Raw genomic sequence first — 23,184 nt, 5'->3', positions numbered from 1 at the left:
AAGTAGTCATGCCGCAGCCGATTCGCCTCAAGGATCACGAAAAGGACGCTCGCCTGGTCAAGCGCCGGGTGCTCGTCGGCGGCGTGGTGATCATTCTGCTGACCTGCGTGTTGATCATGCGCATGTACTACCTGCAGGTGATCCAGTACGAGCATCACAGTACGCTGGCAGAAAACAACCGCATCCACGTGCAGCCACTGCCGCCGACCCGTGGGCTGATCTACGACCGCAACGGCGTGATCATCGCCGACAACCGTCCCAGCTTCAGCCTGACCGTGACCCGTGAGCGTGCCGGTGACTGGCTCAGCGTGCTCGACACCGTGGTCGAGGTGCTGGAGCTTAGCGAGGATGAGCGTGCGCTGTTCGAACGCCGCGTGCGCCAGGGGCGGCGCCCGTTCGAGCCGGTACCGATCCTGTTCGAGCTGAGCGAGGAGCAGATCGCCCGCATCGCGGTCAACCAGTTCCGTCTGCCGGGCGTCGAGGTGGCTGCGCAGCTGGTGCGGCATTACCCGCAGCAGGAGCATTTCGCTCATTCGGTCGGCTATGTTGGGCGTATCAACGAGCAGGAGCTCAAGCGCCTCGACCCGACCGACTATGCCGGTACGCACCATATCGGCAAGACCGGTATCGAGCGCTTCTACGAGGACGAACTGCACGGCGAGGTCGGCTATGAAGAGGTCGAGACCAACGCCCGTGGCCGCGTATTGCGCGTACTCAACCGCGTCGATCCGAAACCGGGCAAGGACATCGTCCTCAGCCTCGACGTGAACCTGCAGGAGGCCGCGGAAAAAGCCCTGGGTGGTCGTCGTGGCGCGGTAGTGGCCATCGATCCGAACAATGGCGAAGTGCTGGCGATGGTCAGCCAGCCCAGCTTCGATCCCAACCCCTTCGTCACCGGCATCAGCTTCAAGGCCTATGGCGAGTTGCGCGACTCCATCGATCAGCCGCTGTACAACCGGGTACTGCGCGGCCTTTACCCGCCTGGCTCGACCATCAAGCCGATGGTGGCCGTGGCTGGCCTCGATGCCGGGGTGGTCACGCCCACCTCGCGGGTGTTCGACCCTGGCTTCTATCAGTTGCCCAACCACAGCCACAAATACCGCAACTGGAACCGTAGCGGTGACGGCTGGGTCGACCTCAACCTGGCCATCGCCCGTTCCAACGACACCTATTTCTACGATCTGGCGCACAAGATGGGCGTCGATCGCATGCACGACTACATGAGCCGCTTCGGCCTCGGCCAGCGCGTGGCGCTGGACATGTTCGAGGAAACCGCCGGCCTGATGCCGTCGCGCGACTGGAAAAGGGCACGCTATCGCCAGCCCTGGTATCCCGGCGAGACGCTGATTCTCGGCATCGGCCAGGGCTACATGCAGACCACGCCGCTGCAACTGGCGCAGGCCACCGCATTGATGGCCACACGTGGCAAGTGGATTCGCCCGCACCTGGCCAAGAGCGTCGATGGTCGTCTGCCGGTGGACCCCAATCCGATGCCCGACATCGTCCTACGTGACCCGAAGTTCTGGGATTACGGCATCCATGGCATGGAAGAAGTGCTGCATGGCCCTCGCGGCACGGCGCGCAAGGTCGGCGACAGTTCGGTCTATCGCATCGCCGGCAAGAGCGGCACGGCTCAGGTGGTGGCGATCAAGCAGGGCGAGAAGTACGACCGCAACAAGGTTCAGGAGCGCCACCGCGACCACGCGCTGTTCATCGGTTTCGCGCCTGCGAACAACCCGCAGATCGCCGTGGCGGTGATGGTGGAGAACGGGGAATCCGGCTCTGGCGTCGCCGCGCCAGTGGTCAAGCAGGTCATGGACGCCTGGCTGCTGGACAAGGAAACCGGTCAGCTCAAGGCCGAGTTCGCGATGCCCAAGCCTGCCGAGGTCAGCCAACGATGATGAGCAATTTCGACCGTACCCTGTCCGACGAGGACGTACTGCGTCGTCGCGCCAGCCTGTTGCAGCGCATGCATATCGATGGCTGGCTGCTGTTACTGCTGCTGATTCTCGGCACTGGCAGCCTGTTCATCCTTTATTCGGCCAGTGGCAAGAATATCGACCTGTTGCTCAAGCAGGCGTCCTCGTTCGGCATCGGCATGCTCGCGGTGGTGGTGATCGCCCAGTTCGACCCGCGCTTCATGGCGCGCTGGGTACCTCTTGCCTACGTGATAGGCGTCGCGCTGCTGATGGTGGTGGAGGTCATGGGCCATACCGCGATGGGCGCCACACGCTGGATCAATATCCCCGGGGTGATCCGCTTCCAGCCGTCGGAGCTGATGAAAATCATCATGCCGATGACCATCGCCTGGTACCTGTCGCGGCACAACCTGCCGCCGCGCTTCAAGCACATCGTCATCAGCCTGGCGATGATCGGTGTGCCTTTCGTACTGATCGTCAAACAACCCGACCTGGGCACCTCGTTGCTGATCCTCGCCTCGGGCGCATTCGTGGTGTTCATGGCCGGCCTGCAATGGCGCTGGATCATCGGCGCCGCCGCTGCCGTGGTGCCGGTCGCGGTGGGCATGTGGTACTTCGTCATGCATGACTACCAGAAACGCCGCGTGCTGACCTTCCTCAATCCCGAGAGCGATCCGCTGGGGTCGGGCTGGAACATCATCCAGTCCAAGGCAGCGATCGGTTCCGGCGGCGTGCTGGGCAAGGGCTGGCTACTGGGTACTCAGTCGCACCTGGATTTTTTGCCGGAAAGCCATACGGACTTTATCATTGCCGTGCTCGCGGAGGAGTTCGGCCTGGTTGGCGTCTGTCTGTTGTTGCTGCTCTATCTGCTGCTGCTGGCGCGCGGCCTGGTGATCACCGCCCAGGCGCAGACGCTGTTCGGCAAGCTGCTGGCCGGGGCGCTGACCATGACCTTCTTCGTCTACGTATTCGTCAACATCGGCATGGTCAGCGGGCTGCTGCCGGTGGTTGGGGTGCCGCTGCCCTTCATTAGTTATGGCGGAACCCATCTGGTCACGCTGTTGTCAGGCTTCGGGATATTGATGGCGATCCACACCCACAGAAAGTGGATCGCCCAGGTTTGATTTGGGGGTTTTGAGTTAATGCATTCTCTGCGCAGTTGGGCTGCTCGTACGTTCATCGGAGTCGGCATCGCCGGCATGCTCGGCACCGGCGCCCAGGCGTTGGCGGCGGATTACCAGGACTCGCCGCAGGTGACCGAGTTCGTCGAGGAAATGACCCGTGACTACGGTTTCGCCAGCGAGCAACTGTATGCCCTGTTCGCCGATGTCGAGCGCAAGCAGGCGATTCTCGACGCTATCTCGCGTCCGGCTGAGAAGGTCAAACCCTGGAAGGAATACCGGCCTATCTTCATCACCGACAAGCGTATCGCCCAGGGTGTTGAGTTCTGGAGCAAGAATCAGGTTGCGCTGGAGAAGGCCGAGGCCGAGTACGGCGTGCCGCCGCAGTTCATCGTCGCCATCATTGGTGTCGAGACCTTCTACGGTGGCAACACCGGCAGCTGGCGGGTAATGGATGCGCTGTCCACCCTGGCCTTCGATTATCCGCCGCGCGCGCCGTTCTTCCGCAAGGAGCTGCGCGAGTTCCTCATGCTGACCCGTGAGGAACAGGTCGATCCGCTTTCGCTCAAGGGCTCCTACGCCGGCGCCATGGGCCTGCCGCAGTTCATGCCGAGCAGCTTCCGCGCCTACGCCGTGGACTTCGACGGCGACGGCCACATCAACATCTGGAGCAACCCGACCGATGCCATCGGCAGCGTTGCCAGCTATTTCAAACGCCACGGCTGGCAGGCCGGCGGCCAGGTGGCCAGTCGCGTCGAGGTCAGCGGAACACGTGTCGACGAGGGCCTGACCCAGGGGCTGGACCCGGTGAAGAACGTCGCCGAGCTGCGCGAACTGGGCTGGCAGAGCCAGGACAAGCTGGCCGAAGACGTGCCGGTGACGGCGTTTCGTCTGGAAGGTGCCGAAGGCGACGAATACTGGTTCGGTTTGCCCAACTTCTACACCATCACCCGCTACAATCGCAGCGTGATGTATGCCATGGCGGTCAACCAACTGGCCGAGCTGCTGGTCGAAGCACGGGGTAATCGATGAGTGCGTCCAAACTGCTGCCGCTGGCAGCCTGCGTAACGGCAGCGCTGTTGCTGGCGAGCTGCTCCTCCAATCGGGCACCGCAACCTGCGGTAACGCCCGGTCAGTCTGCCGGTATCTCCGGCCCAGAGGACTTCAACCGCCCGCATCGCGATGGCGCACCCTGGTGGGACGTCGACGTTTCGAAGATTCAGGACGCCATCCCCATGCCGCACTACGGGCCGGTCAAGGCCAGTCCCTATGTGGTGTTCGGCAAGCAGTACTACCCGATTCAGGATGCCCGTCGCTATCAGGCAGTCGGCCCGGCTTCCTGGTACGGCACCAAGTTCCACGGCCAGGCCACCGCCAACGGCGAGACCTATGACCTGTACGGCATGACCGCAGCGCACAAGACCCTGCCGCTGCCCAGCTATGTACGCGTGACCAACCTGGAGAACGGCAAGGTGGTGATCCTGCGGGTCAACGATCGTGGGCCGTTCTACTCCGACCGCATCATCGATCTGTCCTTCGCTGCGGCGAAGAAGCTCGGCTATGCCGAGAAGGGCACTGCACGGGTCAAGGTCGAGGGTATCGATCCGCACGAGTGGTGGGCGCAACAGGGCCGTCCGGTGCCGCTGGTGCTGGCCAACAATCAGCCGGCCAAGGCTGCCGTTGCCAAGCCCGTTGCACAGCCTGTACCGCAGGTCGTCGAGCAGTACGCGCCGCCGCCTACACAGCACGCCGCTGCGGTGGTGCCGGTGCAGATCGACGCAAAAAAAAACGATTCACTCGCAGCCTCTGGCCTGTATCTCCAGGTGGGAGCCTTCGCCAATCCGGACGCTGCGGAGCTGCTCAAGTCCAAGCTGACCCAGACCAGCAGTGTGCCGGTGTTCATCAGCTCAGTGGTGCGCGACCAACAGATCCTGCATCGGGTCCGAATGGGGCCGATCAGCAACCAGGGCGAGGCTGAACAGCTGCAGAGCAGCGTGCGCCTGGCCAACCTTGGCCAGCCCACGCTGGTACGTGCCGACTGATGGCAACTTAACCGGCGTTTGCCGGACTAATCCGAGGCTTGCCGGGTGGCGAGTCGAAAGATGGCCCCTCGGGGCCGTACAACCCATGCAACGATTTTCGAGAGACGGATGAACATCACCAGCTTCGTGCAACGTGCTTCACTGGTTCTTACCCTTCTGGCTGCGCCCCTCGCGATGGCCAACCAGCAGGTGGTGCCTGCGGCGCCGCAACTGGCCGCCAAATCCTATGTGCTGATGGACGCCGCCAGCGGCAATGTCCTGGTCGAGAACAACGCTGACCAGCGCCTGCCGCCAGCCAGTCTGACCAAGCTGATGACTGCCTACATCGCCACCCTGGAAATCCGTAACGGCAAGATCGGCGAGCAGGACCTGGTGACCATCAGCGAGCACGCTTGGCGCACCGGCGGTGCCGCTTCCGGTGGTTCCACCATGTTCCTGCCGCTGAACAGCCAGGCCACGGTCGACGACCTGCTGCACGGCATCATCATCCAGTCCGGCAACGACGCCAGCATCGCCATCGCCGAATACATCGCCGGCAGCGAAGACGCCTTCGCCGACATGATGAACGCCACTGCCGAGCGCCTGGGCATGAAGAACAGCCACTTCATGAACGCCACCGGCCTGCCGCATCCCGAGCACTACTCCAGCGCCCATGACATGGCGATCCTGGCCCGCGCGATCATTGACGAAGACGCCGAGCACTATGCGATCTACTCGCAGAAGGAATTCCTCTGGAACAACATCAAGCAGCCCAACCGCAACCTGCTGCTGTGGCGTGATCGCACCGTCGACGGCCTGAAGACCGGCCACACTTCCGAAGCCGGCTACTGCCTGGTGGCGTCGGCCGTGCGTGATGGCGCGCGCATGATCACCTCGGTGTTCGGTACCGACAGCGAGCAGGCCCGTGCTGCGGAAACCCAGAAGCTGCTGACCTATGGCTTCCGCTTCTTCGAAAGCCGCACCTTCTATCAGAAAGGCGCCGAGCTGGCCCAGGCCACCGTGTGGAAGGGCACCGCGAATCAGGTCAAGGCCGGCCTGGCCGAAGACCTGACCATGACCATGCCCAAGGGCCAACTGGAAAAGCTGCAGGCCAGCATGACCCTTAACCCGCAACTGATCGCACCGATCCAGCAGGGCGACGTGATCGGCAAGGTCGAAGTCAAACTGGGTGACGAAGTGGTGCGCAGCACCGATCTGGTGGCGCTGCAGTCGGTAGAAGAGGGCGGCCTGCTGCGTCGTCTGTGGGACAGCATCCGCCTGTTCTTCTTCGGCCTGTTCAACTGACCGCAGACGCTGGCAGCGACGATGTTGTCGCTGAGCATTGAAAACGGCGGAGCAGGGCCCATTTACGTACTGTAAAGGGTGCTGCTCCGCCGTTTCATTTAGCCGCCTTGTACTAACCGCCTCGTCGAGGCGCCTGACTTATCCAGTCCGCTCCCAATATGTGGCGGACCTTTCTGGACGGGCCATGAGCCCGCTGATGACATGACCGATAGCGACGTTCAACCGCCCAAAATCGAATTTCCCTGCGAGCGTTACCCGATCAAGGTGATCGGTACCGCCGGTGAGGGCTTCTCCGATCTGGTGATCGAAGTGATCCAGCGTCACGCCCCGGACCTGGATGCCTCCACGCTGGTGATGCGCGACAGCCGCAATGGCAACTTCCTCTCCGTGCAGGTGCTGATCACCGCGACCAGTGTCGAGCAACTGCAGGCGATTCACGTCGACCTGCGCGCGACCGGTCGCGTGCACATGGTGCTGTGACCCTCATGCCTGAGCTAGTCGTTCGTCACCTCGGGCTGGTCGACTACCAGCCCACGCTGGACGCCATGCGCCGTCTGACCACCGAGCGCGACGCGCAGACTGCGGATGAAATCTGGTTGCTGCAGCATCCCAAGGTCTTCACCCAGGGCCAGGCTGGCAAGGCCGAGCACCTGCTGGCGCCGGGCGATATCCCGGTGATTCAGGTCGAGCGTGGCGGCCAGGTGACCTATCACGGCCCGGGCCAGTTGGTAGCTTATCTGATGCTCGATCTGCGTCGCCTCGACCTCGGCGTGCGCGAACTGGTCACCGCCATGGAGCAGAGCCTGGTCGATCTGCTGGCCGGCTATGGCATCGAGGCGGCGCCCAAGGCGGATGCGCCGGGCGTGTACGTGGCAGGCGACAAGATCGCTTCTCTGGGCCTGCGCGTCAGCCGTGGCTGCTCGTTCCACGGCCTGGCGCTGAACGTCGACATGGACATGACGCCCTTTCTGCGCATCAATCCGTGCGGCTACGCCGGGCTGAAGATGGTGCAGATGCGCGACCTGTTGCAAGCGCCGCCTGCGTTCGACGAGGTGGCGCAACACCTGGAGCAGGCCCTGCGGCAGAGACTGGGATATCAGTAAGCGGTCGTGCTGAAGAAGCAGAAAGGGGCGCCATGGCGCCCCTTTCGTTTATCCGGCGACTGCTGATCAGTTCAGGTTCAGCGCCGGAATCAGGCTGGCGTTGACTTCCTGGCCCGGCACCGGAACCGGTGCGGCGAGGCCCAGGTTGTTCTTCTCGAACACGCGGTCAGCGCGGTAGCTGGAGCGCACCAGCGGGCCGGCGGCGACCTCCATGAAGCCTTTTTCCAGGCCGATGTCACGGAAGCGATTGAACTCTTCAGGGCTGACCCAGCGCTGCACCTTGAGGTGGTTGCGCGTCGGCTGCAGGTACTGGCCGAGGGTGAGGATGTCCACGCCGATGGCGCGCAGGTCATCCATGGTCTCGATGATTTCATCGTCGGTTTCGCCCAGGCCGAGCATCAGGCTGGTCTTGGTCAGCACGTCGGGACGGTGCTTCTTGGCGTGTTCGAGCACCTTGAGGGTTTTCTCGTAGCCGGCACGCGGGTCGCGGACCACGTGAGTGAGGCGTTTGACCGTCTCGACGTTCTGCGCGAAGACTTCCAGGCCGGAGTCGACGACACGCTCGATGGCCTGATGATCGCCATCGAAATCCGGGGTCAGGGCTTCGACCACCACCTGCGGGGTGTTTTCCTTGATGGCGCGCACGCAGGCGGCGTAGTGCCCGGCGCCGCCGTCCTCCAGATCGTCACGGTCCACCGAGGTCAGCACGATGTAGCGCAGGGCCATCAGCTCCACCGACTTGGCGGTGTTCTGCGGTTCTTCCAGGTCCAGCCAGCCATTGGGGTTGCCGGTGTCCACGGCGCAGAAGCGGCAGGCGCGGGTGCACACCGAGCCCATCAGCATGATGGTGGCGGTGCCGTTGGACCAGCACTCACCCATGTTCGGGCAGTGCGATTCCTGGCACACGGTGCTCAGACGGTGCTCGCCGACGTTGCGCTTGACCGCCTCGAAACGGCTGCCGCCCGGTGCCTTGACCCGCAGCCACTTGGGCTTGGGTTCGAAAACCTGGGGTTCTGCCGCAGCACGGCGCTTCTGGCCATCCTTGATCGCGGTGATGCCTTGGGCGGTGCGGAATTTTTCGCCGCTGGCGACGGATTTGGGCGAGGAGGTGTCGGACATCGGAAATCTGGGCTCCGGTAGAGGCTCCGTGGGCAGGTGGCTTTTGGCCGCCCGCCAGTCTACCACAGAAGGTGTATGCAGACGCTGAGGCCGCCTGTCGACAAATGCATCGGCGAGGCGGCGTGTATCAGCGCCGCTCGGGCTCAGCGGGCGCGCAGCTGTTGCAGGAGTTCGCCGTTCGGATAGCCATCGGCCGGCCAGTTCAGTTGCAGCTGCAGGGCACGGATGGCCTTGCGCGTGTTGGCACCGATGATGCCGTCAGCCGGGCCGGGATCGAATCCTGCCTTGGTCAGCAGCTCCTGCAGTTCGACACGCTCGCTACGACCCAGTTGGCGTTCACTGCGTGGCCACTGTCCTTTGACTTCGCTTGGACGCAGCAGATTGTCGGCGAGCAGGCCGATGGCCAGCGCATAGGACGTGGAATTGTTGTACTTGAGGATGCTGCGGAAATTGTCCAGCAGCAGGAAGGCCGGCCCTTTGTGGCCGGCAGGCAGTTGCAGGCTGGCGCGGGAGCTGGCGGCTGCGCCGGTCGGAGCCAGTGGACGCACGCCGAGTTCGGCCCATTCGGCCAGCGTACGGCGTTGGTCCGGGTCGGCCAGGGCGTAGTCGAAGTCGTTCGGCAGATTGACCTCGAAGCCCCAGGGCTGGCCGTGCTGCCAACCTGAAGCCTGCAGGTAGTGAGCGGCCGAAGCCAGGGCGTCGGTCGAGGAATTCCACAGGTCGCGCTTGCCGTCGCCGTCGAAGTCCACTGCGTGCTGGTTGTAGGTAGTCGGCATGAACTGGGTCTGCCCCATGGCACCGGCCCATGAGCCGATCATGCGCTCGCTGGCTACATCGCCGTTCTGCAGGATCTGCAGCGCAGCCAGCAACTGCACGCGCCAGAAGCCCTGGCGGCGGCCGTCATAGGCCAGCGTCGCGAGCGAACGGATCACGCTGTGGCTGCCGATGTTGTTGCCGAAATTGCTTTCCAGACCCCAGATGGCGACCAGAATCGGGGCTTCGACGCCGTACCGCTGTTCGATGCGTTGCAGTACCAGGCCGTGCTGCGCCAACAGTACCCGGCCGCGGCCAATACGGCTGGAGGAAACGGCGCCGTCAAGATATTCCCATACGGGGCGGGTGAATTCGGGCTGGCTACTGTCGGCCTTGAGCACCGCCGGGTCGGGGGTAACGCTGGCGAACACGCGATCGAACAAGGCCGCGTCGATGCCGGCGGCAAGCGCTTCGCTGCGCAGCGCCTGGCGCCAGTCGGCGAAACTGGGCAGCGCCTCTTCGGCGGTGGTCTGGGCCGCAGCCGGGGTCGTTGCTGTGGGCAGGTTTTCCGCCGGGGCCTGGGCGCAGGCCGCCAGCAGCAGGAGAGGAAGCAGAGCCAGGGCGCGACGTGGAAGCTGGTGTGGCATGTCTATCTCAAGGCGTTTAAGCAGGCGGTTACCTTAGCATGCCCGAGACGAATTCTGGGCTATCAGCGCATTGATGAGGCCCAGAAAGCAAGAAGCCTCCCAATTGTGGGAGGCTTCGCGGCGGTAGCTGCCTTTGCCTTTCTGCGGTCGTTCCTGGCGGGAGCGAAACAGGGGCTGGGCGATGATCGATTTGGCCTTGTTCGGCCGTTTGCCGGTCTTCTTGCTCATGGCGTTTCCTCATGCAGATGTGCCTGCGCCAATGCAGACGGCGCGGACTATGCGCCGCTGTACAGAAAATGTCCAGATGGAACCTGTGGGAGCGGCCTTGACCGCGAGTCCTTTGCTCGAACCACTCGCGGACAAGTCCGCTCCCACGGTTACAGGCGCAGCTCGTAGGCTGGGCTTTAGCCTACCAACGGCGGTAGGCTGAAGCGGATCGCCGCCCGGCCCACCCTACAAGGAAGTAGGCAGCAACAATTACAGGCGCAGGCGCTGTCCGGCCAGTTGCAGGGTCAGCATGGCCAGGTCGCTCCAGGGATCGCCGGGCGCCTGGCCCTTAATCTGTGCGTCGATCAACTGCGCCTGCTGCAACAGCTGGCCCCAGCGCTTGCTGCTATGGCGCTGCAGGGCCTTGGATACCAGCGGCCGGCGTTTGTCCCAGACCGGCGGGCGGGCGCTGGCAAAGGCTTTATCCAGGGGGATGCCCTGGCTTTGCTGATGGGCGATGCCGGCCAGCAGGCGAATTTCGCGAGCCAGCGCCCAGAGGATCACCGGAGTTTCCACGCCTTCGCCGCGCAGGCCTTCGAGCACGCGTAGCGCGTGTGCGGCATCGCCGCCGAGTGCGCAGTCGATCAGACCGAACACGTCGAAGCGGGCGCTGTCAGCCACGGCCGCCTGAACGGTCTCGGCGTCGACCTGGTTGCCGTCGGCAAGCAGCTTGAGTTTTTCCACTTCCTGGGCGGCGGCCAGCAGGTTGCCTTCAACCCGCGCAGCGATCATTTCCACCGCATCGGCGCTTGCACTGAGGCCGGCCTGAGCCAGGCGCTGGCGAATCCACTGCGGCAACTGGTTGGCGTCCACCGGCCAGATCTGGATGAACTGGCTCGCCTGGCCGTCGATCAGTGCCTTGGCCCACTTGGATTTCTGCGTGCTGCCGTCGAGCTTGGGCAGGCTCAGCAGCAGGACGGTGTCTTCCGGCGGGCGGGCCAGGTATTCCAGCAGCGCCGCGGCACCTTTGTCTCCCGGCTTGCCGGACGGCAGGCGCAGCTCCAGCAGGCGTTTATCGGCGAACAGCGAGAGGCTGGCGCCGGCCTGCAGCAGGTTGCCCCAGTCGAAGTTGGCCTCGGCATTGAACACCTGGCGCTCGCCGAACCCCTGCTGACGGCAGGCGTTGCGGATGGCGTCAGCGGTTTCCTGGCAGAGCAGCGGTTCGTCACCGCTGATCGCATAGACAGGTGCTAGCGAGCCTTGCAGGTGTTTGCCGAGCTGGGCGGGGGCAAGCTTCATCGAGGTGATGTCATGAGGCGTGTGGGCGAGGGGCCGCAAGCGCGGCCCCGCTGCCTTACTGGATCGGCAGTTCGATCGGCGACTGCTGCGGGGCGACCTGGCTCTCGCGAGCGCGACGAGCTGCTTCCAGCGCTTCGGCTTCGGCCCTGGCGCGGGCTTCGGCAGTCTGCTGCAGCTGTTCGAGCTGGGCCGGGGTGATTTGCTGCAGGTTCTGCGTGAGCTGCTGGATCATCTCGCGACGCAGTTCGCTGCGCAGCTGGGCGGCCTCCTGGTCGGAGCCGGCCAGGTTGTTGTCGTCCTGCTGGTAGTAGTTCTGCACTTCCACCTTGTTGCCGGTCAGCAGCAGGTTCTGTGCGCCGCGGATCTCATACTCCAGACCCATGGTCAGTTCGTACTCGGCGGTACGTGCGCCGCTGCTGTAGCTGGCCGTGCGACGGTTCTCGGTTTCGCGGCTGATCACCAGCTTATAGGGGGCGCCGGCGTAAACGCGAACATCGTTGTTCTCCAGCACTTCACGCACCTGCTGCACGGTATCGCCGTAGGCGTCGCGTGCGCTGACGTCGAGTTCCTTGAGGGCGAATTGCACGTCGCCGGTGCCGCGCAGCTGGAAACCACAGGCGCTGAGCAGACCGGCCAGGCCGATGACCAGCAGATTCCGTTTCATCATTCTCATATCCCCTTGGCGGATCACGGCGCCACTCTCTGTGGCGCCGAGCTTAATCAGTTGGCGACTATGTTGACCAGCTTGCCCGGCACCACGATGACCTTGCGGATGCTCAGGCCTTCGGTGAAGCGCAGCACGTTCTCGTTGGCGCGGGCGGCGGCTTCGACTTCCTCGCGGGAGGCCGAGGCCGGTACTTCGATCTGCCCGCGCAGCTTGCCGTTGACCTGCACCACGAGGGTCAGGCTGTCCTGCACCAGTGCGGATTCGTCGACCTGCGGCCACTGCGCGTCGATGACCGCATCGGCGTGACCCAGGCGCTGCCACAGCTCATGGCTGATGTGCGGGGTGATCGGCGCCAGCAGCAGGGTGACGATTTCCAGGCCTTCGTGCACCAGCGCGCGATCCTGTTCGGTCGCGGTGGCGGCCTTTTCCAGTACGTTCATCAGCGTCATCACCTGGGCGACGGCGGTGTTGAATTTGTGGTGCTGACCGATATCGTTGCTGGCCTGCTTGATCGCCAGGTGAATGGCACGGCGCACGGCCTTCTGCTCATCATTCAGGCCGGCGACATCCAGCTTGCCCGGCAGACCGGCGCTGACATGGCCGTGGGCCAGGCGCCAGACGCGACGCAGGAAGCGGTTGGCACCCTCGACGCCGGCATCCGACCATTCGCAGCTCTGATCGGGCGGCGAGGCGAACATCATGAACAGGCGGCAGGTATCGGCGCCGTAGGCATCGATCATGTCCTGCGGGTCGACGCCGTTGTTCTTCGACTTGGACATCTTCTCGGTGCCGCCGATTTCCACCGGCAGGCCGTCGCTCTTCAGCTTGGCGCCGATAACCTTGGCCTTGGCGTCACGCTCGACGATGACGTCGGCCGGGTTGAACCAGTCCTTGCCGCCGTTTTCCAGGGTACGGTAATAGGTCTCGGCGACCACCATGCCCTGGGTCAGCAGGTTCTTGAACGGCTCGTTGGAGGACACCAGGCCCTCGTCGCGCATCAGCTTGTGGAAGAAGCGTGCGTACAAGAGGTGCAGGATGGCGTGCTCGATGCCGCCGATGTACTGATCCACCGGCAGCCAGTGGTTGGCAGCGGCCGGGTCGACCATGCCGCCCTCGTAGTTCGGGCTGGCGTAGCGGGCGAAGTACCAGGACGACTCCACGAAGGTGTCCATGGTGTCGGTTTCGCGCTTGGCCGGCGCGCCGCATTTCGGGCAGCTGCACTCGTAGAACTCGGGCATCTTCGCCAGCGGCGAGCCGGCGCCGTCCGGCACCACGTCTTCGGGCAGCACCACCGGCAGCTGGTCTTCCGGCACCGGTACGTCGCCGCAGGCGTCGCAATGGATGATCGGGATCGGGCAGCCCCAGTAGCGCTGGCGGCTGATGCCCCAGTCGCGCAGGCGGAACTGGGTTTTGCGCGCGCCGTGCTCGCTGGCTTCCAGGTCGCCGACTATGGCGTCGAAGGCGGCGCCGAAGTCCAGGCCGTCGTACTTGCCGGAATTGATGGTGGTCAGGCCGGCCTTGTCGCCATACCAGTCCTGCCAGGTGCTGGTGTCGTAGTCCTTGCCTTCGCCGGTGTAGACCTGCTGGATCGGCAGGTCGTACTTGTTGGCGAATTCGAAGTCGCGCTCGTCATGCGCCGGCACGGCCATCACGGCGCCTTCGCCGTAGCCCCACAGCACGTAGTTGGCGACGAATACCGGCAGCTTGTCGCCGGTCAGCGGGTGAATGACGAACTGGCCGGTGGCCAGGCCCTTCTTCTCCATGGTGGCCATGTCGGCCTCGGCCACGGAGCCGGCCTTGCACTCGGCGATGAATGCTTGCAGCTCGGCGTTGCTTTCGGCAGCGCGCTGGGCCAGCGGATGCTCGGCGGCCACGGCCACATAGGTGGCGCCCATCAGGGTGTCGGGGCGAGTGGAGTAGACCTTGAGCTGGCCGTCGATGCCGATGCTGGCGACGTCGTAGTCGAACACGATGTCGGCACCGAAGCTTTTGCCGATCCAGTTGCGCTGCATGGTCTTGACCTGCTCGGGCCAGCCATCCAGCTCATCCAGGCTGCTCAGCAGCTCTTCGGCATAGGCGGTGATCTTGAAGTAGTACATCGGGATTTCGCGCTTCTCGATCAGCGCGCCCGAACGCCAGCCACGGCCGTCGATGACCTGCTCGTTGGCCAGTACGGTCTGGTCCACCGGGTCCCAGTTGACGGTGCCGTTCTTGCGGTAGATAACGCCCTTCTCGAACAGGCGGGTGAACAGCCACTGCTCCCAGCGGTAGTAGTCCGGCTTGCAGGTGGTGACTTCGCGCGTCCAGTCGATGGCCAGGCCCAGCGATTGCAGCTGGGACTTCATGTAGGCGATGTTCTCGTAGGTCCACTTGGCCGGCGCTACCTGGTTCTTCATCGCGGCGTTTTCCGCCGGCATGCCGAAGGCGTCCCAGCCCATCGGCTGCAGCACATTCTTGCCCTGCATGCGCTGGTAGCGCGCGATCACGTCGCCGATGGTGTAGTTGCGCACGTGCCCCATGTGTAGCTTGCCGCTGGGGTAGGGGAACATCGACAGGCAGTAGAAGGTGTCCTTGCCCGGCTGTTCGCTGACGACGAAGGATTTCTGCGCGTCCCAGTGGGACTGTGCGGCGGCTTCTATTTCACGGGGCGAGTACTGTTCGTGCATGGCTCTGGCGCTGAAGGATTGGGGCTTGCGGAAAACGTCGTAGCATACATGAGCGCCGTCTATCGAGGGAAACCCAGATTGTGCCGGGGCCGCCGTTTGTCGCGGCGCCGGGCTGCCTGCAGAGCCTTCGCTAAGCTTCATTCAAGGCCCGCGCGTGACGGGCCTCGCGAGGTGGGCGATGGCTGATGCACGGCAGTCGGAACGAGGTGGCGGCCTTTACGAGCGGCTGCTGCAGCGTCTTGCCCTGGCGCTGGAGGAGGCCGATACCGCCAGCCGTCTGCATGCCGAACCGCTGCGTGAACTGGAGCTCGACGGGCTCAGCCCGGCGGAGCTGGAACTGATCCGCGCCTACCTCAATCGTGACCTGCACTGGCTGCGTGGCTGGCACGCGGCGGCCGAGGAATTGGCGCTGATCCAGCGTCAGCCATTGCGCAGCGCCAAGTCCGCTGGCAGCAAGGCGATGGGCAAGCTCAAGCCCTTGATGAAGCGTCGCCAGGCGCTTTGCTGCGCACTCTGCGGTACACCGGTGAGCTGGCATCGCGGGCAGGATGCGCAAGCCTGTCAGGCCTGTGGTTCGAAGTTGTTTCGCAGTGGCAATCCGCGTTAGTTGGCCGTTGGCCACCGCTGCGGTCGTGCTTCCTGCCTCGCCTGATTTTTCAGCGAGCTGTTAGGCTTGGGCGCCCCGGAGGTGCCTGATGCCGATTCGCTACATCCTCAAACAACTGCTGATGCCGCCAGGCATCCTGCTTCTGCTGATCCTGTTGGGCTGGTGGCTGCGCCGCCGCTTTCCGCGGCTGGCTGTGGCCTGCTTTGCCACCGGCTTCGGCGGACTCTGGCTGATGAGCCTGCCTGCGGTGATGCAATGGAGCGCGGGCCTGCTCGAACGTGAGCCGGTGCTGGAGGAGGCGCAATGGGCGACGCTGGCGCAGCGCGCCGATGCCATCGTGATTCTCGGCGCCGGGCGTGAGCAGAACGATCCGGGCTGGGGCGGAACCGATCAGCCTGGGCTGATGGCCCTGGAGCGCCTGCGCTACGCCGCTCGCCTGGCGCGTGCATCCGGCCTGCCGATGGCGGCTACCGGTGGCTTGCATTACGGCCAGCCGCCCAGCGAGGCGGCATTGATGGCCGATGCCATGAAGCGCGATTACGGCCTGGACATTCGCTGGCTGGAGGAGCAGAGCCGCACCACTTGGGAAAACGCGCTGTTGAGTGCCGAGTTGCTGCAGCCGCAGGGCGTGCGTCGCGTGGTGCTGGTCACCCAGGCCTGGCACATGCCACGAGCACGCTGGAGTTTCGAGCAGGCCGGCTTCGAGGTGATCACTGCGCCGATGGGCTATCTCAGCGCCGGCTATGAACGGCCGCTGGGCGGCTGGCTGCCGGAGTCGCGGGTGATCTGGCAGAGCAGTCAGCTGCTCAACGAAGTGATTGGGTTGCTGGCTTATCCCGCCATCTACGGCAAGCCGTGAAAGCGACTGTATTCGCGATAGCCGGTAGTGCGTAGCCCGGATGCAATCCGGGGAATCGTGGCGCTAACTCCCGGATTTCATCCGGGCTACGCTCGCCAGCAGTCGGCCTACACCGTCTTGGCCATGCGGCTGGCCAGCAACGCCCAGCCCAGCAGCAGGGCACAGAGGATCGCCAGCGGCCAGATGCGCCATTGCAGGTAAGGCGTGAGCCCCTGCATCGGCACCACTTCGCCGTACAGTACGCCGCGTTCGAACTGCGGCAGGGCGAACTGGATGCGGCCCTGCGGGTCGATCACCACGGTCATGCCGTTGTTGGTCGCGCGGATCATCCAGCGCCCGGCTTCCAGTGCGCGCATCTGCGCCATCTGCAGGTGTTGCAGCGGGCCGATGGAGGTGCCGAACCAGGCGTCATTGCTCACCGTCAGCAGGATGTCGCTGTCCGCCGCCAGCGCCGCTGCGAATTCCGGGTAGACCACCTCGTAGCAAATGAACGGCGCGATGCGATGCCCCTTGGCCAGTAGCGGTGGCTGGTCTGCCGGGCCGCGGGCGAAGTCGGACATCGGCAGGTCGAAGAAGGCGATCAAACCGCGCAGCAGATCCTGCAGCGGCACGTATTCGCCGAACGGCACCAGCTTCTGCTTGAGGTAGGTGCCCTGGGCCTCGCCGAAGCTGGTGATGGCGTTGTAGTAACGAATTTCTCCGCGTTCGTTGGACTGACGCACCGGTACGCCGGTGATCAGCGCACTGTTGCGGTCACGGGCGAAGCGATCCATCACGCCGATATATCCCTGGGCCATGTCCTTGAGCACCGGAATAGCGGTCTCCGGCCAGACCAGCAGGTCGACCTGCTTGGCGCTGAAGCTGAGATCGCGATACAGCGCCAGTTGTGCGTTGAGCTGGGCCGGGTCCCATTTCAGGTTCTGCTCGACATTGCCCTGCATCAGGGCGACGCTCAGGCTATCACCTGACGCGCGGGTCCACTCGTGATCCTTCAGGGCCAAGCCAGCCAGCCAGGGGCTCAGCAGCAGAAGCAGCGCGCAGACGTAGCGCGGTTTATGCGGGCGCAGGCGCTCCAGGTTGATGATCAGCGCCGCCGACAGGGCGACGACGAAGGACGCCAGCCAGACGCCGCCGACCGGTACCAGGCCGCTCAGCGGGCCCTCGAGCTGGCTGTAACCGGCATAGAGCCAGGGAAAGCCGGTAAGGAACCAGCCGCGAAACACTTCCTGAGCGACCCATAGCGCGGCGAACGCCAGGGCGTCGGCCAGCGGCGCTTCGCTACGGCGTATCCAGCGTGCCCAGAGGGCGGCGGTCAGGGCGAAGAACAGGCCCAGACCGGCAACGAAACCCAGAGTGAGGATACCGGCCAGTGCCGGCGAGGCGGCGCCGTAATCGTGGATGCTGACATACACCCAACTGGTGCCGGCGGCGAACAGGCCGAAGCCGTAGCTCCAGCCGCGCAGCGCTGCCTGGCCTGGGCGCAGATGGCGCAGGCCGAGGTAGAACAGGGCAATGGACAGCACGGCCAGTGGCCAGAGGTCGAAAGGGGCGAGCGCCAGGGTGGTCAGGGCGCCTGCGCCGCAGGCGAGCAGGTGGCCGGGCCAGCCCGGACGAGTGATCCATTGCAGCATGGGCAGATCCTTGGAATCGGGGTGGCGCAAGGGTAGGGGCAGGCAGGGGCGGGCGGCAAGTCGTAGCCCGGATGTAATCCGGGGCGGCTCTCTAGCCAACCCCGGATACCAGTCGTCAGCGGCTAACTGGGGTCAGGCGCAGCAGATGGATGCGGCGGCTGTCGGCGTTGAGCACGCGGAAGCGGAATTCGCCGATCTCGGTGACTTCGTTGCGCTTGGGCAGGTGGCCGAAGGCATTCATCACCAGGCCGCCGACGGTATCGTACTCGTCGTCGGAGAACTCGCTGTCGAAGGTCTCGTTGAAGCTGTCGATGGGCGTAAGCGCCTTGATCAGGTAATCGCCGGAGGGCAGCGGCTTGATGTAGCCGTCTTCCTCGACATCATGCTCGTCCTCGATGTCGCCGACGATCTGCTCCAGTACGTCTTCGATGGTCACCAGGCCGGCGACACCGCCGTATTCGTCGATGACCACGGCCATGTGGTTGTGGTTGGCGCGGAACTCGCGCAGCAGCACGTTGAGGCGTTTGGACTCGGGCACGAAGGTGGCCGGGCGCAACAGATCCTTGATGTTGAGGTTGGGCTGGTCGCCCTGCAGGATCAGCGGCAGCAGATCCTTGGCCAGGAGGATACCGATGACGTCGTCGAGGCTTTCGCCGATCACCGGGTAGCGCGAATGCGCGGCGTCGATGATGGCTGGAAGGAATTCACGCGGGGTCTGGCTGGCCTTGATGCTGATCATCTGCGAGCGCGGCACCATGATGTCGCGTACCTGCAGGTCGGCGACCTGGATGGCACCTTCGACGATGGCCAGCGCTTCGCTGTCGAGCAGTTTGTTCTGGTGGGCTTCGCGCAGGACTTCCAGCAGTTCCTGGCGGTTTCTCGGCTCATGAGCAAAAGCCTGGGTCAGCTTGTTGAACCAGGACTTCTGCTCGTTGCTCGATCGGTCTTCGCTCATGGCGTTTTACTCGGGGTCCTTGTCAGGAGAAGTTGTTGGCTGCGTGCGCGTTAGCTTTTGCAGGCGCGAATTCATTCGCGATTTTTCTACAGGACGTGCCACGCTTAACGCGAACATAGCCAAGTCATGCGTCGCCGGCATACGGGTCGGGGTGACCCAGCTCAGCGAGCAATTGTCGTTCCAGTTCTTCCATCTCGAGGGCTTCTTCTTCCTCGATATGGTCATAGCCCAGCAGATGCAGGCAGCCGTGGATCACCAGGTGAGCCCAGTGTGCTTCCAGCGTTTTGCCCTGCTCGGCGGCTTCGCGTTCGACCACCGGCACGCAGATCACCAGGTCGCCCAGCAGCGGGATGTCGAGGATGCCCTCGGGAATCTCGGCGGGAAACGACAGCACGTTGGTGGCGTAGTCCTTGTGCCGCCAGGTGTGATTCAGCTCGCGGCCTTCGGCCTCGTCGACCAGGCGGATGGTCAGCTCCGAATCGGCCGTGCGTTGGCGCAGGGCCAGTTCGCACCAGCGGCGCAGTTGCGCCTCGTCCGGGTGCTGGCCGTCAGTGGCCAGTTGCAGGTCGAGCTCAAGCATCGTGGCTGTCGCCCTTGCCGTTCAGGCGTGCATCGTGACGCTCGTAGGCTTCGACGATGCGCTGCACCAGTGGGTGGCGCACGACGTCCTTCGGCTTGAAGTGGGTGAAGCTGATGCCGGGCACATCACGCAGCACTTCGATGACGTGCGCCAGGCCGCTCTTGGTGCCGCGTGGCAGGTCGACCTGGGTGATGTCGCCGGTGATCACCGCGGTGGAGCCGAAACCGATACGGGTGAGGAACATCTTCATCTGCTCGACGGTGGTGTTCTGACTCTCGTCGAGAATGATGAAGCTGTTGTTAAGCGTACGGCCGCGCATGTAGGCCAGCGGCGCGATCTCGATCACCTGCTTCTCGATCAGCTTGGCCACATGGTCGAAGCCGAGCATTTCGTAGAGCGCGTCGTAGAGTGGGCGCAAGTAGGGGTCGATCTTCTGTGCCAGGTCACCGGGCAGGAAGCCGAGCTTCTCGCCCGCTTCGACCGCCGGACGCACCAGCAGGATGCGGCGCACCTGCTCGCGCTCCAGCGCGTCCACCGCGCAGGCCACGGCCAGGTAGGTCTTGCCGGTACCGGCCGGGCCGATGCCGAAGTTGATGTCGTTGTCGAGGATCGCCTTGACGTAGCGCTGCTGGTTGGCACCACGCGGCTTGATCACGCCCTTCTTGGTGCGCAAGGTCACCTGCGGCAGGTTGCTCGGGTTGACCAGTTCCTCGACGCCGGATTCCTGCAGATACAGGTGCACCAGGTCGGGCGACAGCTCGGTGGCTTTGGTTTCGCGATACAGCTTGCGCAGCAGTTGCTCGGCGGCCTGAGTCTTGTCGGCGCTGCCGAGCATCTCGAACTGGTTGCCACGGTTGCGGATTTCCAGGCCGAGGCGCTCTTCGATCAGGCGCAGGTGCTCGTCGAACTGGCCGCAGAGGTTGGCGAAACGGCGGGCCTCGAAGGGTTCGAGGGTGAAACGATGAGGTTCTAGAGAGGCGTTCAAGGTGATGGTGTGATCGTCACTTGTCTGAGTAGTGAAAGGCAGCATAACGCCGGTCGCTCGTGGCGCAAAGCCCGGTTGGCGAATGCCGTGGAAAGAGCCCCCTGCATGGCATCTCGCAACTATTTTGGGAAGCGGGCTTGTCCGCGAGTGTTATCCGGAAACATTCGCGGACAAGTCCGCTCCCACGGCGATGGAGTCGCCCGTTGGGAGCACGTGTGCGTCAGTGCAGCGTCTGTTCATCGAGCAAAGTACCGCGCAGCGAATGCGGCAGGGCGTCATCGATGAACACGTCGACGAACTGGCCGATCAGGCGCGGGTTATCGCAGCGGAAATTGACGATGCGATTCTGCTCTGTACGGCCCTGGAGCATGCCCGGGTCTTTCTTCGAGTAGTCGCTGACCAGGATGCGCTGCACCGTGCCGACCATGCGCCGGCTGTTCTCGAAACCGTTCTGGCTGATGCGGTGCTGCAGCAGGGCCAGGCGCTGTTTCTTAACCTCGTCCGGGGTGTCGTCGACCAGGTCGGCGGCTGGGGTGCCGGGGCGCGAGCTGTAGATGAAGGAGAAGGAGAAGTCGAAGCCGACGTCCTCGATCAGCTTCATGGTCTGCTCGAAGTCTTTTTCCGTTTCGCCGGGGAAGCCGACGATGAAGTCCGAGCTGATCAGGATGTCCGGCACGGCAGCGCGCAGCTTGCGGATGCGCGACTTGTACTCCAGCGCGGTGTGGTTGCGCTTCATCGCCGCGAGGATGCGGTCGGAGCCGGACTGCACCGGCAGGTGCAGGTATTTCACCAGCTGCGGAATCTCGGCGTGGGCCTGGATGATCGCATCGGAGAACTCCAGCGGGTGGCTGGTGGTGTAGCGGATGCGCTCGATACCGTCGAGGGCCGCCACGGCATGCAGCAGCTCGGCGAAGTCGGCGATATGGCCATCCGGGGCTTCGCCGCGATAGCCGTTGACGTTCTGCCCCAGCAGGGTGACTTCCTTGACGCCTTTCTCGGTCAGCGAGGTGATCTCCATCAGCACGTCGACCAGCGGGCGGCTGACTTCCTCGCCGCGGGTGTAGGGCACCACGCAGAAAGTGCAGTACTTGCTGCAGCCTTCCATCACCGAGACGAAGGCGCTGGGGCCGTCGACGCGCGGCTCGGGCAGGCGGTCGAATTTCTCGATCTCGGGGAAGCTGATGTCCACCTGGGCGGCCTTGGTCACGCGCGCGGCGTCGATCATTTCCGGCAGGCGGTGCAGGGTCTGCGGGCCGAAGACCACGTCGACATAGGGGGCGCGGTCGCGGATCGCCGCGCCTTCCTGGCTGGCCACGCAACCGCCGACGCCGATCACCAGGTCCGGGTTGGCCTGCTTCAGCTCGCGCCAGCGGCCGAGCTGGGAGAACACCTTGTCCTGCGCCTTCTCGCGGATCGAGCAGGTATTGAGCAGGATCACGTCGGCTTCTTCGGGTTTTTCCGTGACCTCCAGGGCCTGATGCTCGCCCAACAGGTCGACCATGCGCGAGCTGTCGTACTCGTTCATCTGGCAACCGTGGGTTTCGATATAGAGCTTCTTGGTCATGGCACTGTCTGAGGTGGTTAAAAAATGACCGCGCATTATAGGGGAGAGGTGGGCGACAGGCTACAAGCTTGCGGCCACGGCAAGCGCGTCGTCGTCCATCGCCGGATTGCGTCCGGGCTACGCGTGCGGCGCTGTGCTATCCTGCGCGCCCCGTTTTTCCTGCCTTCGAGTCTCCATGAGCAAGCGCGACCCCATCTACAAGGTGATTTTCCAGAACCAGGGCCAGGTGTACGAGATGTATGCCAAGCAGATCTTTCAAAGCGATCTGTGGGGCTTTCTGGAGGTGGAGGAGTTCGTCTTCGGCGAGCGCAGCCAGCTGGTGGTCGACCCCAGTGAGGAGAAGCTCAAGGCGCAGTTCGAAGGCGTTGTGCGCAGCTTCGTGCCGATGCACGCGATCATCCGCATCGACGAGGTGGAGCGCCTGGGCACGGCGAAGATCAGCGAGGCCAAGGGCGGCGGCAACGTGATGCCATTCCCCATGCCGATGCCGGACAAATAAGCGACAAGTTGCAGTCAGGTAGGGTGGGCCGGGCGGCGTTCCGCTTCAGCCCACCAGTCTACTTGGTGGGCTGAAGCCCACCCTACAGATGAAGCGGATCGCCGCCCGTTTTAGGGCAACGGCGCGAAAGGTGAGCGGCCTTCGGCGGTCTGCAGTTCGAGCAGGTAGCTGCGGAAGATCTGCCCCAGCACCTGGCTGGCGATTTCCAGTTCATCGCGACGCATCTGTGCCGATACCACATCGGCGCTGTCCATGGCTTCGTCCGAGCCATTGACCGATGCCATCTTCAACACGATGTAGGCCTGCACGTTGTTGGCCGGTACGCCTTCGCCACGGAAGAACATGGTGCCCAGACGCAACTGTGCTTCGGCGTGTCCTTGCAACGAAGCGCGCTCGAACCAGGTCAGGGCCTGCTTGAGATCGCGCGGGGTGCGCTTGCCGTCGTAATAGTACTCGCCCAGCTCGAAGGCGGCCTGCATGTTGCCGGCGCGCGCCATTTCCTGGCAACTGGCCAGGGCATCGGGCATTTCTTCGGGAGAGGCGTTCAGCGCACAGCTGCCGCTGGCGGGGATCAGCAGGGAGTTGCCGCCTGCGAACGCAAACAGCGGGAGGAAAAGCAACAGGCAGCCCAGGGACAGGGTGCGGCCGGTGCGGTTCATCTGGATAACGGGACCTCG

Annotated in this window: 21 protein-coding genes and 1 pseudogene; 10 read left to right on the top strand and 12 right to left on the bottom strand. The window is 63.9% G+C overall.

Going from position 1 to position 23,184, the window contains the following annotated elements; all coding sequences use genetic code 11:
- The first annotated feature begins 8 nt into the window (after positions 1–8).
- The 7 genes from mrdA (at position 9) to lipB (ending at position 7,469) form a co-directional block, all read left to right on the top strand.
- Positions 9–1,901, top strand: coding sequence for a penicillin-binding protein 2 (mrdA, locus tag B3P22_RS15330; protein WP_013717178.1), 1,893 nt, complete (start codon positions 9–11; stop codon positions 1,899–1,901).
- Positions 1,902–1,939: 38 nt separating this feature from the next.
- Complete coding sequence (rodA, locus tag B3P22_RS15325; RefSeq protein ID WP_174447369.1) at positions 1,940–3,043, top strand: rod shape-determining protein RodA; 1,104 nt, start codon at positions 1,940–1,942, stop codon at positions 3,041–3,043.
- Between the two features lie 18 nt (positions 3,044–3,061).
- The gene (gene mltB, locus B3P22_RS15320; protein WP_296271568.1) at positions 3,062–4,072 is read left to right on the top strand and encodes a lytic murein transglycosylase B; all 1,011 of its coding nucleotides are present in this window, start codon (positions 3,062–3,064) and stop codon (positions 4,070–4,072) included.
- The gene (locus B3P22_RS15315; RefSeq protein ID WP_197855506.1) at positions 4,069–5,082 is read left to right on the top strand and encodes a septal ring lytic transglycosylase RlpA family protein; all 1,014 of its coding nucleotides are present in this window, start codon (positions 4,069–4,071) and stop codon (positions 5,080–5,082) included. Before mltB ends, B3P22_RS15315 begins: the two co-directional genes overlap by 4 nt.
- A gap of 108 nt (positions 5,083–5,190) precedes the next feature.
- The gene (locus B3P22_RS15310; RefSeq protein ID WP_197855505.1) at positions 5,191–6,366 is read left to right on the top strand and encodes a D-alanyl-D-alanine carboxypeptidase family protein; all 1,176 of its coding nucleotides are present in this window, start codon (positions 5,191–5,193) and stop codon (positions 6,364–6,366) included.
- Between the two features lie 201 nt (positions 6,367–6,567).
- Positions 6,568–6,846, top strand: coding sequence for a DUF493 domain-containing protein (locus tag B3P22_RS15305; protein ID WP_003240204.1), 279 nt, complete (start codon positions 6,568–6,570; stop codon positions 6,844–6,846).
- Between the two features lie 5 nt (positions 6,847–6,851).
- Complete coding sequence (lipB, locus tag B3P22_RS15300) at positions 6,852–7,469, top strand: lipoyl(octanoyl) transferase LipB (protein ID WP_296271567.1); 618 nt, start codon at positions 6,852–6,854, stop codon at positions 7,467–7,469.
- Positions 7,470–7,535: 66 nt separating this feature from the next.
- Here lipB and lipA read toward each other — a convergent pair whose 3' ends face one another.
- The 6 genes and pseudogenes from lipA to leuS form a co-directional block, all read right to left on the bottom strand.
- Entirely contained in the window at positions 7,536–8,588 is a 1,053-nt protein-coding gene (gene lipA, locus B3P22_RS15295) for a lipoyl synthase (protein WP_296271566.1), read from the bottom strand.
- Positions 8,589–8,731: 143 nt separating this feature from the next.
- Positions 8,732–9,988 carry a lytic murein transglycosylase gene (locus B3P22_RS15290; RefSeq protein ID WP_296271565.1) on the bottom strand — a complete coding sequence of 419 codons (1,257 nt, stop codon included), beginning with the start codon at positions 9,986–9,988 and terminating at the stop codon, positions 8,732–8,734.
- A gap of 90 nt (positions 9,989–10,078) precedes the next feature.
- Positions 10,079–10,216 (bottom strand): annotated as a pseudogene (gene arfA / locus B3P22_RS15285) (alternative ribosome rescue factor ArfA); the annotation flags it as partial.
- 249 nt (positions 10,217–10,465) lie between these two features.
- A complete protein-coding gene (holA, locus tag B3P22_RS15280; RefSeq protein WP_296271564.1) occupies positions 10,466–11,494 on the bottom strand; it encodes a DNA polymerase III subunit delta in 1,029 nt (342 codons plus the stop codon).
- A 55-nt stretch (positions 11,495–11,549) separates the two neighbouring features.
- On the bottom strand, positions 11,550–12,161 hold the full coding sequence (gene lptE, locus B3P22_RS15275; RefSeq protein ID WP_275546778.1) for an LPS assembly lipoprotein LptE: 612 nt from the start codon (positions 12,159–12,161) through the stop codon (positions 11,550–11,552).
- A 53-nt stretch (positions 12,162–12,214) separates the two neighbouring features.
- Complete coding sequence (gene leuS, locus B3P22_RS15270; RefSeq protein ID WP_296271563.1) at positions 12,215–14,827, bottom strand: leucine--tRNA ligase; 2,613 nt, start codon at positions 14,825–14,827, stop codon at positions 12,215–12,217.
- Between the two features lie 178 nt (positions 14,828–15,005).
- Between leuS and B3P22_RS15265 the strand changes: the two genes are divergently transcribed.
- Both B3P22_RS15265 and B3P22_RS15260 read left to right on the top strand, forming a co-directional pair.
- A complete protein-coding gene (locus tag B3P22_RS15265; RefSeq protein WP_197855498.1) occupies positions 15,006–15,434 on the top strand; it encodes a hypothetical protein in 429 nt (142 codons plus the stop codon).
- 88 nt (positions 15,435–15,522) lie between these two features.
- Positions 15,523–16,293: a YdcF family protein gene (locus B3P22_RS15260; RefSeq protein ID WP_296271562.1), complete on the top strand. Its 771-nt coding sequence runs from the start codon at positions 15,523–15,525 to the stop codon at positions 16,291–16,293.
- Between the two features lie 107 nt (positions 16,294–16,400).
- Here the strand turns inward: B3P22_RS15260 and lnt are convergent, their stop codons facing one another.
- The 5 genes from lnt to miaB all read right to left on the bottom strand — a co-directional run bounded on the left by lnt (position 16,401) and on the right by miaB (position 22,008).
- Positions 16,401–17,924 (bottom strand): apolipoprotein N-acyltransferase, encoded by a 1,524-nt coding sequence (gene lnt, locus B3P22_RS15255; protein ID WP_296271561.1) that lies wholly within the window; start codon positions 17,922–17,924, stop codon positions 16,401–16,403.
- 115 nt (positions 17,925–18,039) lie between these two features.
- Positions 18,040–18,879: an HlyC/CorC family transporter gene (locus tag B3P22_RS15250; RefSeq protein WP_197855495.1), complete on the bottom strand. Its 840-nt coding sequence runs from the start codon at positions 18,877–18,879 to the stop codon at positions 18,040–18,042.
- A 124-nt stretch (positions 18,880–19,003) separates the two neighbouring features.
- Positions 19,004–19,459 (bottom strand): rRNA maturation RNase YbeY, encoded by a 456-nt coding sequence (ybeY, locus tag B3P22_RS15245; RefSeq protein ID WP_296271560.1) that lies wholly within the window; start codon positions 19,457–19,459, stop codon positions 19,004–19,006.
- Positions 19,452–20,444 (bottom strand): PhoH family protein, encoded by a 993-nt coding sequence (locus B3P22_RS15240; RefSeq protein WP_197855493.1) that lies wholly within the window; start codon positions 20,442–20,444, stop codon positions 19,452–19,454. Before B3P22_RS15240 ends, ybeY begins: the two co-directional genes overlap by 8 nt.
- A gap of 220 nt (positions 20,445–20,664) precedes the next feature.
- Positions 20,665–22,008 (bottom strand): tRNA (N6-isopentenyl adenosine(37)-C2)-methylthiotransferase MiaB, encoded by a 1,344-nt coding sequence (miaB, locus tag B3P22_RS15235; RefSeq protein ID WP_296271559.1) that lies wholly within the window; start codon positions 22,006–22,008, stop codon positions 20,665–20,667.
- A 175-nt stretch (positions 22,009–22,183) separates the two neighbouring features.
- Between miaB and B3P22_RS15230 the strand changes: the two genes are divergently transcribed.
- Positions 22,184–22,507, top strand: coding sequence for a DUF1820 family protein (locus tag B3P22_RS15230; RefSeq protein WP_197855491.1), 324 nt, complete (start codon positions 22,184–22,186; stop codon positions 22,505–22,507).
- A 110-nt stretch (positions 22,508–22,617) separates the two neighbouring features.
- Here the strand turns inward: B3P22_RS15230 and B3P22_RS15225 are convergent, their stop codons facing one another.
- Positions 22,618–23,166, bottom strand: coding sequence for a tetratricopeptide repeat protein (locus tag B3P22_RS15225; RefSeq protein ID WP_275546773.1), 549 nt, complete (start codon positions 23,164–23,166; stop codon positions 22,618–22,620).
- Between the last annotated feature and the right edge of the window lie 18 nt (positions 23,167–23,184).

Origin of the sequence: Pseudomonas sp. UBA6323 (assembly GCF_002439135.1) — a bacterium.
Classification (GTDB): Bacteria; Pseudomonadota; Gammaproteobacteria; order Pseudomonadales; family Pseudomonadaceae; genus Aquipseudomonas.
This window is presented reverse-complemented; position numbering and strand designations above follow the sequence as displayed.